This window comes from Nocardioides panaciterrulae (assembly GCF_013409645.1).
In the GTDB taxonomy this organism is placed as follows: Bacteria; Actinomycetota; Actinomycetes; order Propionibacteriales; family Nocardioidaceae; genus Nocardioides; species Nocardioides panaciterrulae.
Window position 1 is genome coordinate 38,884 of the sequence record NZ_JACCBG010000001.1, and the last position, 15,808, is coordinate 54,691.

Here is a 15,808-nt window from a genome sequence, read left to right on the forward strand (position 1 = left end):
CCGGAGCGGACATTACCCCACCGCCGAGCGGGCCGACAAAACGGCGTCCGCGCGGCGCCGGGTCTCAGCCCTCGTCCTCCGCGAGCGTCACCTCGATGCCGCCGAGCAGGGCGGCGGCCATGTTGTAGAGGAAGGCGCCGAGCGTGGCGATCGCGGTCAGCAGCACCACGTCGACGGCCGCCACGAGGATCGTGAAGCCGAGCACCCGGGAGGTGCCGAGGTAGTTCTGGACGTCGAAGCCGGCGGAGTCCTGGCCGCCGACGACGTCCTGGACGGTCTGGTTGATCGAGTCCCAGACCCCGGCCGCACCGAGCACGGACCACACCATCAGCACCGAGACCACCGTCACGACGCCGAAGGCGATCGAGAGCAGGAACGCGGTCTTCATCACCGACCACGGGTCGAGCCGGGTCAGCCGCAGCCGCGCCCGGCGCGGTGGGCGCCGGCCGGCCGCCGCCTTGCCGACCACCGAGCGGGACTCGGGGTTGGCGTTGGCCCGGTGCTCGTCCGCCGCGCTGCCGAGCTTGGCCGAGATGCGCTCAGCGATCGGCGGACGGGCGGGGGCCTGGCCGGAGGTCTGTCCGGCGCGCCCCCCACCACGAGCGGTGCGGGGGGAGGTGCGCTCGACGGGACGTTCCGTCATCGGTCCTCACTCTCGCCGGCGTCCTGCGTGCCGGTCTCGCTGGAGTCGGTCTCCTCGGAGGCCTGGGCCTCCACGGATCCGTCGATTGTTGCATCCTCACCTGAGGACGGCGATTCCGCGAGGACCTCGCCGGAGTTGTCCCCGGAGTTGTCCCCGGAGATCTCCTCCTCGGTCTCCTCGTCGTCCCTGGCCTCCACCGAGCGAGCGACCACAGCGACAGCATCCCCGGACTTCGGCGTCACAAACTTCACGCCCATCGTGGAGCGGCCGGTGGCCCGGAACTGCTCGTCGATCGGGCTGCGCACGACCTGGCCGTTCTGGGTGATCGAGAGGATCTCGTCGCCCTCCTCCACGATGAAGGCGCCGACCAGCTGACCGCGCTCCTGGTTGGCCAGCGACATCGCCTTGATGCCCAGGCCGCCGCGCGACTGCAGGCGGTACTCCGAGATCCGGGTGCGCTTGGCGTAGCCGCCGTCGGTGATCGTGAAGACGTACTGCTCCTTGACCCCCGGCAGGTCGCCGGGCGCGATCGCCTCGGGCGCCCCGCCCTCGGAGACCAGCTCGGCGGCGGCGGCCTCCTCGGCCGCGACCTGCTCGGCCCGGATCACCGACATCGACAGCAGCGAGTCGCCGTCGCGGAACTTCATGCCGGACACACCCGAGGTGGCGCGGCCCATCGGGCGCAGCTGGGTGTCCTCGGCCCGGAACCGGATCGACTGGCCCTTGCGGGAGACCAGCAGGATGTCGTCCTCGGAGCTCACCAGCTCCGCCCCGATCAGCTGGTCGTCGTCCTCGCGGAAGTTGATCGCGATCACGCCGGCCTGGCGCGGGCTGTTGTAGTCGGCGAGCCGGGTCTTCTTGATCAGGCCGTTGCGGGTGGCCAGCACGAGGTACGGCGCCTGCTCGTAGTCGCGGATCGCCAGCACCTGGGCGATGTTCTCGTCCGGCTGGAACGACAGCAGCCCGGCCACGTGGCCGCCCTTGGCGTCGCGCGAGGCCTCGGGCAGGTTGTAGGCCTTGGTGCGGTAGACCCGGCCGGCGGTGGTGAAGAACAGCAGCCAGTGGTGGTTGGTGGTCGCGATGAAGTGCTCGACGACGTCGTCGCCGCGCAGCGAGGCCCCGCGCACGCCCTTGCCGCCCCGCCGCTGGGTGCGGTACTGGTCAGCGCGGGTGCGCTTGGCGTAGCCGCCGCGGGTGATGGAGACGACGAGCTCCTCGTCGGGGATCAGGTCCTCCATGGACAGGTCCCCGTCGGCGGCGATGATCTGGGTACGACGGTCGTCGCCGTACTTCTCCACGATCTCGCCGAGCTCGTCGGCGACGATCTGCCGCTGGCGGGTGACGTTGGCCAGGATGTCCTTCAGGTCGGTGATCCTGGCCTCGATCTCGGCGAGGTCGTCGATGATCTTCTGGCGCTGCAGCGCGGCCAGCTGCCGCAGCTGCATGTCGAGGATCGCGTTGGCCTGCAGCTCGTCGATGTCGAGCAGCTCGATCAGGCCCTGGCGCGCGTCGGCGACGTCGGGGGAGCGCCGGATCAGCGCGATCACCTCGTCGAGCATGTCGAGGGCCTTGACCAGGCCGCGCAGGATGTGGGCGCGCTCCTCGGCCTTGCGCAGGCGGTACTCGGTGCGCCGGCGGATGACGTCGATCTGGTGGGTGACCCAGTTGCTGATGAACGCGTCGATCGAGAGCGTGCGCGGCACGCCGTCGACCAGCGCCAGCATGTTGGCGCTGAAGTTGGTCTGCAGCTCGGTGTGCTTGAGCAGGTTGTTGAGCACCACCCGGGCGACCGCGTCGCGCTTGAGCACGATGACCAGGCGCTGGCCGGTGCGGTCCGAGGTGTCGTCGCGGACGTCGGAGATGCCCTGCACCTTGCCGGAGTCGGCGAGCTCGGCGATCTTCAGCGCCAGGTTGTCGGGGTTGACCATGTAGGGCAGCTCGGTGATCACCAGGCAGGTGCGGCCCTTGCTGTCCTCGTCGACCTCGATCACCGCGCGCTGGGTGACCGAGCCGCGGCCGGTGCGGTAGGCCTGCTCGATGCCCTGGCGGCCCACGATCAGCGCGCCGTTGGGGAAGTCGGGGCCCTTGATCCGCTCGATCAGGGCGTCCTGGAGCTCCTCGCGGGTCGCGTCGGGGTGCTCGAGCGCCCACTTCGCGCCCTCGGCGACCTCGCGCAGGTTGTGCGGCGGGATGTTGGTGGCCATGCCGACCGCGATCCCGGCCGAGCCGTTGACCAGCAGGTTCGGGATCCTCGCCGGCAGCACGACGGGCTCCTGGGAGCGGCCGTCGTAGTTGGGCTGGAAGTCGACGGTCTCCTCGTCGATGTCGCGGACCATCTCCATGGCCAGCGGCGCCATCCGGCACTCGGTGTACCGCATCGCGGCGGCGGAGTCGTTGCCCGGCGAGCCGAAGTTCCCCTGACCCTGGACCAGCGGCGCGCGCATCACCCACGGCTGGGCGAGGCGGACCAGGGTGTCGTAGATCGCGGTGTCGCCGTGGGGGTGGTACTGACCCATGACGTCACCGACCACGCGGGAGCACTTGGAGAAGCCGCGGTCCGGCCGGTAGCCGCCGTCGTACATCGCGTAGAGCACCCGGCGGTGCACCGGCTTGAGGCCGTCCCGGACGTCGGGCAGCGCGCGCCCGACGATGACCGCCATGGCGTAGTCGATGTAGGCCCGCTGCATCGAGGTCTGCAGCTCGACGGGCTCGATCCGGCCGCCCGGCCCCTGCGGGGGCGTGCCGTCGGTGGGGGTCTCGGTCACGATTGCTCTCTCTGGTCGCGTCTACTGGGATCTAGGGCTGTCGCTAGACGGCTAGATATCCAGGAATCGGACGTCCTTGGCATTGCGCTGGATGAAGGAACGGCGCTGCTCGACGTCCTCGCCCATCAGGATCGAGAAGATCTCGTCGGCCTGGGCGGCGTCGTCGAGCGTCACCTGCAGCATCAGCCGCTGCTCGGGGTCCATCGTGGTCTCCCACAGCTCCTTGGCGTTCATCTCGCCGAGGCCCTTGTAGCGCTGGACCGGGTTCTCCTTGGGCAGCTTCTTGCCGGCGGCCTGGCCCTCGCGGAGCAGGGCGTCGCGCTCGGCGTCGGAGAAGACGAACTCGTGCTCGGCCGGCTTGTTCCACCGCAGCCGGTAGAGCGGCGGCTGGGCCATGTAGACGTGGCCGTGCTCGATCAGCGGCTTCATGAACCGGAACAGCAGCGTCAGCAGCAGCGTGTTGATGTGGTGGCCGTCGACGTCGGCGTCGGCCATCAGCACCACCTTGTGGTAGCGCAGCTTCTCCAGGTTGAACTCCTCCTGGATGCCGGTGCCGAGCGCGGAGATGATCGACTGCACCTCCTGGTTGCCCAGGACCTTGTCGATGCGCGCCTTCTCGACGTTGAGGATCTTGCCGCGGATCGGCAGGATCGCCTGGATCCGGGGGTCGCGGCCCTGCCGGGCGGAGCCGCCCGCGGAGTCACCCTCGACGATGAAGACCTCGCACTCGCCGGGGTTGGTCGACTGGCAGTCCGACAGCTTGCCGGGCAGGCCGCCGCCGCCGAGCAGCCCCTTGCGGTTGCGCGCGAGGTCGCGGGCCTTGCGGGCCGCGATCCGGGCCGAGGCCGCGGCCTGGGCCTTGCGGAGGATCTCCTTGCCCTCGGCGGGGTTCTGCTCCAGCCAGGCGCCGAGCTGGTCGTTGACCACGCGCTGCACGAAGCCCTTGGCCTCGGTGTTGCCGAGCTTGGTCTTGGTCTGGCCCTCGAACTGCGGCTCGACGAGCTTGACCGAGATGATCGCGGTGAGGCCCTCGCGGATGTCGTCGCCGGAGAGCCGGTCCTCGCGCTTCTTGATCATCCCCCACTCCTCGCCCCAGTTGTTGACGAGGCTGGTGAGCGCCGCGCGGAAGCCCTCCTCGTGGGTGCCGCCCTCGTGGGTGTTGATGTTGTTGGCGAAGGTGTGGACCGACTCGGTGAACGAGGTGTTCCACTGCATCGCCACCTCGAGGCTCATGTGGTTCTCGACGGTCGCGGGCGTCTCGGCCTCGAACGAGATGACCGTGGGGTTCGCCTTGTCCTTGCGGCGGTTGAGGTGGTCGACGTAGTCGACCAGCCCGCGCTCGAACCGGAAGACCTGCTCGATGCCGCCGCCCTCGCCGCGCCTGATCGCGTCGCTGCCGGCCTCGTCCACCTGGTGGGAGACGGTCTCGTCCTCGACGGCGTCGACGATCTCCGAGGCCGCCGGGCGGTCGTCGCGGACGACGATCTCCAGGCCCTTGTTGAGGAAGGCCATCTCCCGGATGCGGGTGGTGATGGTCTCCAGGGAGTACGTCGTGGACTCGAAGATGTCGGTGGAGGCCCAGTACGTCACGGTGGTGCCGGTGCGCTCGCCCGGCTCCATCGGCCGGACCTGCTCCAGGTCGCCGTCGGGGACGCCGAGGCTGAAGCTCTGCCGCCACAGATGGCCGCGGTTCCTGACCTCGACCACCAGGTGGCTGGAGAGCGCGTTGACCACGGAGACGCCGACACCGTGCAGGCCGCCGGAGACCTTGTAGCCACCGCCGCCGAACTTGCCGCCCGCGTGCAGCATGGTCAGGGCCATCGTGACCGCGGGCATGTCGGCGCCGGGCGCGGTGTCGGTGGGGATGCCGCGACCGTTGTCCTCGACCCGGATCGCGCCGTCGGCCTGCAGGGTCAGCACGATCCGGTCGCAGAACCCGGCCAGCGCCTCGTCGACCGCGTTGTCCACGATCTCCCAGATCAGGTGGTGCAGACCGCGCTCACCGGTGGAGCCGATGTACATGCCGGGCCGCTTGCGGACCGCCTCGAGGCCCTCGAGGACCTGGATCGCGGACGCGTCGTAGGAGAAGGCGTCGGGTGGTGCGGTGCCCCCGATCGGTTGGACCGGGATCTCGACGGGGTTCTCGACGGTCTGCTCGTCGGTCACACGCACCTCTTCAGCTGGGCCCGCCGGGGTCCGGATCGGGCGAGGACATACAGAGGGCCGCGGCGACAAGAGGCCAGCGACCCGGCATCCATGATAGCCGCTGGAGGCCCGCATTCCACCTCCCGAGCCGCACGGGGAGGGGATCTGTGGAGGAAAATGCGGTCACAGCGGCTCCTGAGGGCCTCCCGGGCGGCCGAACAGGGGCTCGGTCAGGTCCCTGTACGTCCGCCGGCCCGCTGAGCCGTCTCGTGCGGTCCTCCCGCGGGCCGCCCCCGGCCGGTGGTTTCATGTGAAACCGGATCAGCCGTAGGTGTCCCGCGGGCCCCGGCCGTCGCGGACCGAACGGGGACCCTTCTTCCAGGTCGGGCCGTGGGGTCCGAGGACCTCGATCAGGGCGACGGTGCCGTGGCCCAGCTCCTGGTTCAGCCGCCGCACCAGCGTCGGCGCGAGCAGGCGCAGCTGGGTGGCCCAGGCGGTGGAGTCGGTCCGCACCACCAGCTTGCCCTCGGCGAACGACTCCGGGGTGCAGTGCTGGGCGACCTCGTCGCCGACCAGCTCGGGCCACCGTCCGAAGACCCCGTGCACCCGCAGGTCGAGGTCCCACCCGTGGTCGCCGACCAGGCGGTCCAGCGTGGTCTCCAGCAGCTGCGGGTCCCGGTCGTCGGGGTGCGCGCCCGAGGCCCGCGGCCGCGCCCGGCGGCCCCCGCCCTGGCGCGGCCGCCGGCGTGCCGGGTCGCCGCCCGCGCGCGCGGTCGCCCGGGCCAGGGTCCGGGCCAGGTCCAGCCCGTCGTCGTGGTGCTCCTCCTGGCCGTCCTCCTGGCCGTCCCCCTGGCCGTCCCCCCGGCCGTCCCGCTGGTGGTCGGCCGGCGTGCCGGCGTCCACCCCGTCCTCCGACGGCGCGCCGGGGCCGTCGCCGGCGCCCTCGGTCGGCCCGGTCGGAAGCAGCGGGCGGTCACCGACCATCGTCGACCCCGGACAGCTCTCCGCGGGCCGCGTCCTCGCCGGGGTCCACCCCTGGATCCACCTCGGGGTCGACCTCGGGATCCACCTCGGGGCGGACCTCGCCCCCGGCGACCACGAACCGGGCGCCCTGCAGGGCCGCGGGCACGTCGGCGCCCACCGCCGCGGTGACCAGCACCTGCTCGGCGCCGGCGACCAGTTCGGCGAGCCGGGCCCGGCGCTCGGTGTCGAGCTCGGCGAAGACGTCGTCGAGGATGAGGATCGGGTCGTCGCCGTCGGCGCGCAGCAGGTCGTAGGACGCCAGCCGCAGCGCGAGCGCGAAGGACCACGACTCGCCGTGCGAGGCATAGCCCTTCACCGGCAGCCGGGTGCCGGCCTCGCCCTGGCCGAGCGAGAGCAGCAGGTCGTCGCGGTGCGGACCCACCAGCGACAGCCCGCGGTCGATCTCCTCCCGGCGACGCCGCTCGACCTCGGCCAGCAGCGCCCCGGCCAGCGTCTCCCGGTCCGGGGGCGCCTCGCCGGCGTCGCCGGGGAGGGTGAACGAGGGCCGGTACTCCAGGCCCGCGTCGTCGCGGGAGGCGCCGCGGGCCACGGTCTCGTACGCCGCCCCGACGTACGGCGTGAGCGCCCGCACCAGCGCCAGCCGCTCGTCGAGCAGTTCGGCGCCGGTCCGGGCCAGGTGCTCGTCCCACACGGCCAGCGTGCCCAGCGCCGCCTCCTGGGCGTCCCGGCCGCCCCGGCGCGCGGCGCCGAGGTTCTTCAGCAGCGAGTTGCGCTGCTTGAGCACCCGGTCGTAGTCGCTGCGCACGCCGGCCAGCCGGGGCGTGCGCAGCACCAGCAGGTCGTCGAGGAAGCGGCGCCGGTCCGACGGGTCGCCCTTGACCAGGGTCAGGTCCTCGGGGGAGAAGACCACGGTGCGCAGGATCCCGACCAGGTCCCGCGACCGGGGCAGCGGCGACCGGTTCACCCGGGCGCGGTTCGCCCGCCCGGGGTTGAGCTCGATCTCGAGCACCGCGGTGCGGCCGTCGCGCACGACGGCGGCTCGGACCACCGCCTGGTCCGCCCCCGCGCGCACCAGGGGCGCGTCGGTGGCGACCCGGTGGGAGGACTGCCGGGAGAGGTAGTCGACGGCCTCGACCAGGTTGGTCTTGCCCTGCCCGTTGCGGCCGATGAACGCGGTGACGCCCGGCTCCAGCCGGACGTCGGCGGCGGCGTACGAGCGGAAGTCGTGCAGGACCAGGTGCGAGACGTACAACGCGGGCCAGCCAGGGGTCGGGTCAGGAGGCGTCCCCGCCCGGAGGCGGGGCGGTGCGGGTGGCGTGGCCGCCGAACTGGTTGCGCATCGCGGCGATCGCCTTCATCGCCGGGCTCTCCTCCTGGCGGGAGGTGAACCGGGCGAACAGCGACGCGGCGATGACGTTGAGCGGGACCGCGTGGTCGATCGCGGCCTCCACCGTCCACCGGCCCTCGCCGGAGTCCTCGGCGTAGCCGGCGATCTGGTCGAGGTGGGTGTCCTCCTTGAGCGCCTCGACCAGCAGGTCGAGCAGCCAGGAGCGGATCACGGTGCCCTCGCGCCAGGAGTCGAAGACCTCGGTGACGTTCTCGACCAGGTCGACCTTCTCCAGCAGCTCGAAGCCCTCGGCGTAGGACTGCATGATGGCGTACTCGATGCCGTTGTGGACCATCTTGGCGAAGTGGCCCGCGCCCGGCGCCCGGCCGGCGTGCACGAACCCCGAGTCGCCCTCGGGCTTGAGCGCGTCGAAGGCCGGCTGGACCTTGGCGACGTCCTCCGCGGAGCCGCCGCACATCAGCGCGTAGCCGTTCTTCAGCCCCCACACCCCGCCGGAGACCCCGCAGTCGACGAACCCGATGCCCCGCTCGGCCAGCAGCGCGGCGTTCTCCTGGTCGTCGGTCCAGCGCGAGTTGCCGCCGTCGACGACCAGGTCGCCCTCGTCGAGCAGGTCGCGCAGCGTCCGGACGGTCTCGCGGGTCGGGTCACCGGCCGGCACCATCACCCAGACCACGCGCGGGGCCGGCAGCTTGCCGACCATGTCCTCCAGGCTCGAGGCGTCGGAGAGCTCGGCGTTGCGGTCGTAGCCGACCACCGTGTGCCCGGCGTCGCGCAGCCGCGTGCGCATGTTCCCGCCCATCTTGCCGAGTCCGACGAGTCCGATCTCCATGCGTGTGCTCCTCAAGGTTGCAGGTGCTCGTCAGGCTAGTTCCCCGCGGGGTACGCCGGGCCGGCCACCCCGCCGGCCACCCCGTCGGCCACCGCTCGTCGAGCCGGTGGCCATCCCGTCGGGACCGGTCGGGGCCGGCTCAGGAGAGCAGTCGACGCGGCATCAGCAGGTAGCGGAACGGCGAGTCCTCGCCGCCGTCCTCGCCCGTGGACCCGCTGATCACGACCGGCTTGGACGCCTGGGTGAAGGCCAGCTCGACGACCGGCTGGTCGATGGCGCCCAGGCCGTCGAGGAGGAACTGCGGGTTGAAGCCCGTGGTGATGTCCTCGCCGTTGACGGTCGCCTCGATCGACTCCGAGGCCTGGGCCTCGTCGCCGGAGCCAGCGTCGAGGGTGAGCACGCCGTCGCTGAACGCGAGCTGGACGGCCGTGTTGCGTTCGGCGACCAGCGCCACGCGCTTGACCGACTCGATCAGCGCACCCTTGTCGACCAGCGCCTTGGTCTGGTGCTCGCTGGGGAACAGGCTGCGGACCTTGGGGAACTCGCCGTCCAGCAGCCGGGTCGTCGTCCGCCGTACGCCGCCGGGCGCCGCGCCCTCGAACCCGATGATCCCCTCGCCCGAGCCGGAGGCGGCGAGCGCGATGGTGACCTCGCTGCCGGCGGTCAGGGACTTGGCGGTGTCGCCGAGCACCTTCGCCGGCACGAGCGCGGCCAGCGACTCGTCGGGGGTGCGCGGGTTCCAGCCGAGCTCGCGGTGGGAGAGCCGGAACCGGTCGGTGGCGAGCAGCGAGATGCTCGAGCCCTCGATCTCGATCCGGACGCCGGTCAGCACCGGCAGCATGTCGTCGCGGCCCGCGGCGGTGACCGCCTGCGCCACGGCGTGGGCGAACTCGTCGCTCTGCACGGTGCCGGTCGCGGCGGGCATCTCGGGCAGCGTGGGGTAGTCCTCGACGGGCATCGTCTGCAGGCTGAAGCGCGCCGAGCCGCAGGTCAGGGACACCCGGGAGCCGTCGAGCACCATCTCGACCGGCTTGGCGGGCAGGCTGCGGCAGATGTCGGCGAGCAGCCGGCCGCTGACCAGCGCGCGGCCCTCGTCGCTGACGTCCGCGCGCAGGGTGGCGCGGGCCGAGGTCTCGTAGTCGAAGGTCGAGAGGACCAGGCCCTCGTCGCTCGCCTCGATCAGCAGGCCGGCGAGCACCGGGACGCTCGGACGGACGGGGAGGCTGCGGGCAGCCCAGGCGACGGCATCGGCGAGCACGTCGCGCTCGACGCGGAACTTCACAGTGGGTGTTCCTTCGGTTCGTGGAATCACAACGGTGCACGTTGTGGCTGCGAGGTCTGGGGTGTGCATCCTGCCATGCGCCGCGAGGGCGCGGGAGGTTCGGTGGGGATTCCCCCGAGGAGGGCCCGGGGCAGGGCCCGGCGGGGGCCGCTGGTGGTGGGTCCTCGTGGGTCCTGACGGGGGTTGCCCGAGGGGGTGGACCTAGGAGGTTGTCCCCAGGCAGGGGGCGGAGTGGATGTTCACCGGGATTCGATCCAGTTGACGGTCCGTGGGAGTCACAGCAACCGTGGAAACTGTGGATAACTCCCGTCCGCGCAGGTCAGCGTGGCGAGTCGGGTGCACAGGGGGTGTGGAGCAGCCTCGGGAGGAGTCACAAGAAATGTGCAGTCGGGTCCGGCGCCGGGCGACGCCCACCGGGTTGTCCACAGGCCGTCCCGGGATCGGTGGCCGCCGACCACAGGCGCTCCACAGGCCGGGTGCCTGTGATTCGAGGCCTGCCGAGCAGGCCGGAATCGTTGTGAGGGAACGATTCTGGGACCCCGCCGGTGGCGGCGAGTGCGGTGCGGGCGCCGGCCGCGGGGTCCAGATCGTCGCTGGGAGAACGATTCCGGGGGGTCTCAGCCCTGGCGGGCCTGCATCTTGACCCGGTTCGTCAGCTCGCTGACCTGGTTGAAAACGGCCCGCCGCTCGGCGAGCAGCTGGTTGATCTTGCGGTCGGCGTACATGACGGTGGTGTGGTCGCGGTTGCCGAACTGCGCGCCGATCTTCGGCAGCGAGAGGTCGGTGAGCTCGCGGCACAGGTACATCGCGATCTGACGGGCCATCACGAGGTGCCGGCCGCGGCTGGGGCCGGTGAGCTCCTCGATCGACAGCCCGAAGTACGCCGCGGTCTGGGCGATGATCAGCGCCGCGGTGATCTCCGGCTCGCCACCCTCGGGGATCAGGTCCTTGAGCACGATCTCGGCCAGGGTCATGTCGACCTCCTGGCGGTTGAGGTTGGCGAACGCCGTCACCCGGATCAGCGCACCCTCGAGCTCGCGGATGTTGGTCTGGATCTTGGAGGCGATGAACTCCAGCACGTCCGGCGGCGCGGTGAGCCGGTCCATGGCGGCCTTCTTGCGCAGGATGGCGATGCGGGTCTCCAGGTCGGGCGGCTGGACGTCGGTGATCAGCCCCCACTCGAACCGGTTGCGCAGCCGGTCCTCGAGCGCCTCGAGGCGCTTCGGCGCCCGGTCGGAGGTCAGCACGATCTGCTTGTTGGCGTTGTGCAGGGTGTTGAAGGTGTGGAAGAACTCCTCCTGGGTCTGGGTCTTGCCCTCCAGGAACTGGATGTCGTCGATCAGCAGCACGTCCACGTCGCGGTAGCGCCGCTTGAACCGGTCCTGCCGGTCGTCGCGGATCGCGTTGATGAACTCGTTGGTGAACTCCTCGCTGGAGACGTAGCGCACCTTCGCCCCGCTGTAGAGGCTGCGCACGTAGTGACCGATCGCGTGCAGCAGGTGCGTCTTGCCCAGCCCGGAGTCGCCGTAGACCAGCAGCGGGTTGTAGGCCTTCCCCGGCGCCTCGGCGACCGCGACCGCGGCGGCGTGCGGGAACCGGTTCGAGGAGCCGATCACGAAGGTCTCGAAGGTGTACTTGGGGTTGAGCCTGGTCTCCAGGGCGGTCGCCGGCCTGGTCTCACCCACGGCCGGGACGGGCGCCGGGACCGGCGCCGGCATCGCCGGCGAGGCATTCATCGACAAGTCGTCATGTCGACTTCTCGGGGTCTCGGTGGCCGGGGCGTGGTCCTCGGTGGTGACCACCCGCTCCTCGAGCTGAGGGTTCACGGTGACCGCGATCCGGATCTCCCGGCCGAAGGCGACCGTGAGCGCGTCCTCGAGCTGGCCGCGTAGCCGGCCCTCGAGCTGGGTGCGGGTGAAGTCGTTGGGCACCGCGATGATCGCGGTGCTCTCGTGCAGCGTCACCGGCTCGCTGGCCCGCAGCCAGGCCCGCTGGTTGGGCTGGAGGTCCGCGACGACCCCGCGCCAGGCCGTGCCGAGATCCGAGGTGCTCTGCTCCACGGGGTTCCCGCCTCGCTTCCGTGTTCATCGGTGCCGCTCGAAGTCCCCATGCTCGGTCACCACCGTCGCGCTCGCAGCGAAACGATCGGGCCCGGGCCGGGGCCGGTCTAAGTCTCCACAGCCTTGTCCACAGGCTGTGAACCCGGGCCTCTCCCTGTGGAGAGGCTGGGCCCGAGACGCACCGCGACAGCTTCGTGATCATCATCGTTGCAGGTCAGACCCGCTTTTCGCGTGGACGTGACCGCCGTCACAAGCGGTGGATGATCCCCAGCCGTCCGGGGTGTGAGGGAACCTCGGAGACAGCGAAAGTAACAAGCCCCCGGGCGGCACAGCAAGACGTCATCCACAGGCCGGTGGACCGCCCCCGGACCGTGGTTTGACCCTGTCGAACGCCAGCGCGTACCGTTGGCCGGTCACCCGGTGTCGACCGGTGCCGCATGTCCACGCAGCCTTGCCGCTCGTGGGTGGGCGGTGCCTGCCGAAACATGGCGTCACGGAGCCGAGCTCCGAGGCATCGCCGATCCACCGGCGTGGCTGCCCTGTCACACCATGGAGAGAAGCTCGTGAGCAAGCGTACGTACCAGCCGAACAACCGCCGCCGTCACAAGGTGCACGGGTTCCGCCTGCGCATGCGCACCCGCGCCGGCCGCGCCATCCTGTCCTCGCGGCGCCGCAAGGGCCGCAACAGCCTGGCGGTCTGAGACCGGCTCCGGCCGGCCGACCCGCCCTGTGCTGACCTCAACCCACCGGCTTCGCGACGCCGCGTCCTTCCGGACCGCGGTGCGCCAGGGCCGGCGGGCGGGGTCGCGCACCCTCGTCGTCCACCTGTTCGCACCCGAGCCCGGGACGGCCTCCCCTGCGGGGGCGGCCGCGCCGGGCGCGGTGCGTGTGGGCTTCGTGGTGAGCAAGGCGGTCGGCAATGCCGCGACCCGCAATCGCGTGAAGCGCCGACTCCGCCACCTGGCCCGGGAGCACGTGTCGTCGCTCCCGGGCTCTGCTGTGCTCGTCGTGCGCGCGCTGCCGGCGGCAGCCGTTGCGTCGTACCCGGAACTCGGCAGCGACCTGACGCGTTGCCTCGGGCGGGTGATGTCGTCGTGAAGTACGTCCTGATCGGCCTCCTGAGGGCCTATCGCACGCTGATCAGCCCGCTCTACGGCCAGGTCTGCCGCTACTACCCCTCGTGCTCGGCCTACGCGCTGGACGCGGTGCGGGAGTACGGCAGCATCCGTGGGAGCTGGCTGGCGGTGCGCCGGCTGGCCCGCTGCCACCCGTGGGCGGCCGGCGGCTACGACCCGGTGCCGGTCCGACAGAGTCCTCCCCGCGCAGACGCGGGGCCTCCCTCGACGCAAGGAGCCTGACCCCGTGGGAAACCTGGGCGCAATCGGTCACTTCATCATGACCCCGCTCTACTACGCGATCTCGGCCGTGCTGGTCGCGTGGCACTCGCTCCTGTCCCTGGTCCTGCCCGCGGACGGCGGGATGTCCTGGGTGCTGTCGATCATCGGGCTGACCCTGGTGATCCGCGCCGCGCTGATCCCGCTTTTCGTGAAGCAGATCAAGTCCAGCCGGAACATGCAGCTGATCCAGCCCAAGGTCAAGGAGCTGCAGAAGAAGTACGGCCACGACCGGGAGAAGCTGGCCCAGGAGACGATGAAGCTGTACAAGGAGAGCGGAACCAACCCGTTCGCCTCGTGCCTGCCGATCCTGATCCAGATGCCGATCTTCCTGGCGCTGTTCAGGCTGCTCGACCACGCGGCCAAGAATCAGCAGGGCAACGGGTTCCTGACCGACTCGCTGGCCAAGAGCTTCGGCGACTCCGAGATCTTCGGGGTCATGAAGATCAACGCGACCTTCGTCAGCCCGGCCGGCAGCGTCGCGGTCCAGGTGCTGGCGGCCTTCCTGGTGGTCGCGATGACCGCCACGACGTTCACCACCCAGCGCCAGCTGATGAGCAAGAACATGCCCTCGGACGCCATGAGCGGCCCCTACGCCCAGCAGCAGAAGATGCTGCTCTACGTGCTCCCGGTCGTCTTCGCCGTCGGTGGCATCGCGTTCCCGATCGGCGTCCTGTTCTACTGGACCACCTCGAACCTGTGGACCATGGGCCAGCAGTTCTACGTCATCCGTAACAACCCGGCGCCGGGCACCCCGGCGTTCACGGCGAAGGCCGAGCGCGACCGCGCGAAGGCCGCCCGGCACGACGCCCCCGCGGCGGCCGAGGTCGTCGAGTCCGAGCAGCCCGAGCAGGAGCGGCGCTCCGCCCAACGGCAGCAGCCCCGCCGGCAGACCCGTCAGCAGCGCCGGAAGTCCGGTGGCGGGCGTCCCACCGACCAGCCCAACTCCGAGGGAGAGCAGCAGTGAGCGAGACCGACGCCCAGAACCCCAGCCAGGCCTCCGACCCCGAGCTGACCGGCGACGAGGCCCCGGCCAACGACCGGGTGCGCGAGCTGGAGCGCGAGGGTGACATCGCGGCGGACTACCTCGAGGAGCTCCTCGACATCGCCGACCTCGACGGCGACCTCGACATGGACGTCGAGGGCGACCGGGCCGCGGTGTCGATCGTCGGCGCCGACCTCAGCCAGCTGGTGGGGGCCGACGGCGAGGTCCTCGACGCCCTGCAGGAGCTGACCCGGCTCGCGGTCTACCGCGAGACCGGGGAGCGCTCCCGGCTGATGCTGGACGTGTCCGGCTTCCGGGCCCGCAAGCGCGCCGAGCTGCTCGAGCTCGCGGAGGAGACCATCGCGCGGGTGAGGGAGCACGGCGAGCCGGTGTCGCTCCAGCCGATGTCGCCGTTCGAGCGCAAGGTCGTGCACGACGCGGTGGCCGCGGCCGGGCTCTCCTCGGAGTCCGAGGGCGCGGAGCCGAGGCGCTACGTGGTGGTCCTCCCGGAGTGAGCTGATGGACGACGACGTTTCACGTGAAACAACACCCTCCGCGCCGGAGCTGGCGCGGGGGGTGTTCCCTTGTGCGCGCCTGGGGCTCGCCGAGCGGTACGCCGAGCTGCTGGCCACCGACGGGGTGGTCCGCGGCCTGATCGGCCCCCGCGAGGCGCCCCGGCTGTGGGAGCGGCATCTGGTGAACTGCGCCGTGCTCGGTGAGCTGATCCCGGAGGGCTCGACGGTGTGCGACCTGGGGTCCGGAGCCGGCCTGCCGGGGCTGGTGCTGGCGATCGCCCGGCCGGACCTGCGGATCACGCTGGTGGAGCCGCTGCTGCGCCGCACCACCTTCCTCGAGGAGGCGGTCGAGGACCTGGGCCTGCACGCGGTCGAGGTCGTGCGCGGCCGGGCGGACGCGCTGCACGGCCGGCGTACCTTCGACGTCGTCACCTCCCGTGCGGTGGCCCCCCTGGAGCGGCTGCTGGGCTGGTCGATGCCGCTGGTCGCGCCGACCGGGGTGCTGCTGGCGATGAAGGGGTCCTCGGTCCAGGAGGAGATCGACGCCGCTGCGGAGGAGCTCTCCCGCTGGGGCTGCGACGAGCCCGTGGTCCACGTGCTCGGTGAGGGGTTGGTGCCGGTGCCCACGTATGCCCTCCAAGTGGCTTGGGAGGATCCGGCGCGGGTATCTTGGCCGCTTGTCGCCGAGAGCGGCGGACGACGGTCCGCGGCGGGGCGTGGACGCAAGGCGAAGCGAAGGCGGCAGGCGTGACGGACGGTTCGACAGGTCCCGACAGGGCAGCGCTCGGGTGGCCCGAGGAGGAGACCTCCGCAGCATTCGCGGTGCCGGTCCCTGAGTCGCCCGCCGAGGTGGCCACT

At 71.3% G+C, this 15,808-nt stretch carries 14 protein-coding genes; 6 read left to right on the top strand and 8 right to left on the bottom strand.

Going from position 1 to position 15,808, the window contains the following annotated elements:
• Positions 1 to 64: 64 nt before the first annotated feature.
• The 8 genes from BJZ21_RS00280 to dnaA all read right to left on the bottom strand — a co-directional run bounded on the left by BJZ21_RS00280 (position 65) and on the right by dnaA (position 12,056).
• On the bottom strand, positions 65 to 643 hold the full coding sequence (locus BJZ21_RS00280; protein ID WP_179661924.1) for a DUF3566 domain-containing protein: 579 nt from the start codon (positions 641 to 643) through the stop codon (positions 65 to 67).
• Entirely contained in the window at positions 640 to 3,408 is a 2,769-nt protein-coding gene (gene gyrA, locus BJZ21_RS00285) for a DNA gyrase subunit A (protein ID WP_179661925.1), read from the bottom strand. The genes BJZ21_RS00280 and gyrA overlap by 4 nt, the downstream gene beginning before the upstream one ends.
• 51 nt (positions 3,409 to 3,459) lie before the next feature.
• Entirely contained in the window at positions 3,460 to 5,574 is a 2,115-nt protein-coding gene (gene gyrB / locus BJZ21_RS00290) for a DNA topoisomerase (ATP-hydrolyzing) subunit B (RefSeq protein WP_425490496.1), read from the bottom strand.
• A 300-nt stretch (positions 5,575 to 5,874) separates the two neighbouring features.
• The gene (locus BJZ21_RS00295) at positions 5,875 to 6,537 is read right to left on the bottom strand and encodes a DciA family protein (protein ID WP_179661926.1); all 663 of its coding nucleotides are present in this window, start codon (positions 6,535 to 6,537) and stop codon (positions 5,875 to 5,877) included.
• Positions 6,527 to 7,789, bottom strand: a complete 1,263-nt coding sequence (recF, locus tag BJZ21_RS00300; protein WP_179661927.1) for a DNA replication/repair protein RecF — start codon at positions 7,787 to 7,789, stop codon at positions 6,527 to 6,529. The genes BJZ21_RS00295 and recF overlap by 11 nt, the downstream gene beginning before the upstream one ends.
• Before the next feature lie 22 nt (positions 7,790 to 7,811).
• Complete coding sequence (gene gnd / locus BJZ21_RS00305; RefSeq protein WP_179661928.1) at positions 7,812 to 8,714, bottom strand: phosphogluconate dehydrogenase (NAD(+)-dependent, decarboxylating); 903 nt, start codon at positions 8,712 to 8,714, stop codon at positions 7,812 to 7,814.
• A 139-nt stretch (positions 8,715 to 8,853) separates the two neighbouring features.
• Positions 8,854 to 9,996, bottom strand: coding sequence for a DNA polymerase III subunit beta (dnaN, locus tag BJZ21_RS00310; RefSeq protein WP_179661929.1), 1,143 nt, complete (start codon positions 9,994 to 9,996; stop codon positions 8,854 to 8,856).
• Positions 9,997 to 10,613: 617 nt separating this feature from the next.
• On the bottom strand, positions 10,614 to 12,056 hold the full coding sequence (gene dnaA / locus BJZ21_RS00315; protein ID WP_179661930.1) for a chromosomal replication initiator protein DnaA: 1,443 nt from the start codon (positions 12,054 to 12,056) through the stop codon (positions 10,614 to 10,616).
• A 563-nt stretch (positions 12,057 to 12,619) separates the two neighbouring features.
• Between dnaA and rpmH the strand changes: the two genes are divergently transcribed.
• Genes rpmH through rsmG form a run of 6 tightly spaced genes read left to right on the top strand, consistent with a single transcriptional unit; the run spans position 12,620 to position 15,701 of the window.
• On the top strand, positions 12,620 to 12,757 hold the full coding sequence (gene rpmH / locus BJZ21_RS00320; RefSeq protein ID WP_179661931.1) for a 50S ribosomal protein L34: 138 nt from the start codon (positions 12,620 to 12,622) through the stop codon (positions 12,755 to 12,757).
• Between the two features lie 28 nt (positions 12,758 to 12,785).
• The gene (gene rnpA / locus BJZ21_RS00325) at positions 12,786 to 13,154 is read left to right on the top strand and encodes a ribonuclease P protein component (protein WP_179661932.1); all 369 of its coding nucleotides are present in this window, start codon (positions 12,786 to 12,788) and stop codon (positions 13,152 to 13,154) included.
• A complete protein-coding gene (yidD, locus tag BJZ21_RS00330) occupies positions 13,151 to 13,414 on the top strand; it encodes a membrane protein insertion efficiency factor YidD (RefSeq protein ID WP_179661933.1) in 264 nt (87 codons plus the stop codon). The genes rnpA and yidD overlap by 4 nt, the downstream gene beginning before the upstream one ends.
• A gap of 37 nt (positions 13,415 to 13,451) precedes the next feature.
• The gene (gene yidC / locus BJZ21_RS00335; RefSeq protein ID WP_218851207.1) at positions 13,452 to 14,417 is read left to right on the top strand and encodes a membrane protein insertase YidC; all 966 of its coding nucleotides are present in this window, start codon (positions 13,452 to 13,454) and stop codon (positions 14,415 to 14,417) included.
• A 44-nt stretch (positions 14,418 to 14,461) separates the two neighbouring features.
• Positions 14,462 to 14,950 carry a Jag family protein gene (locus tag BJZ21_RS00340; RefSeq protein ID WP_218851583.1) on the top strand — a complete coding sequence of 163 codons (489 nt, stop codon included), beginning with the start codon at positions 14,462 to 14,464 and terminating at the stop codon, positions 14,948 to 14,950.
• A gap of 4 nt (positions 14,951 to 14,954) precedes the next feature.
• Positions 14,955 to 15,701: a 16S rRNA (guanine(527)-N(7))-methyltransferase RsmG gene (gene rsmG / locus BJZ21_RS00345; protein WP_179661936.1), complete on the top strand. Its 747-nt coding sequence runs from the start codon at positions 14,955 to 14,957 to the stop codon at positions 15,699 to 15,701.
• Positions 15,702 to 15,808: the final 107 nt, after the last annotated feature.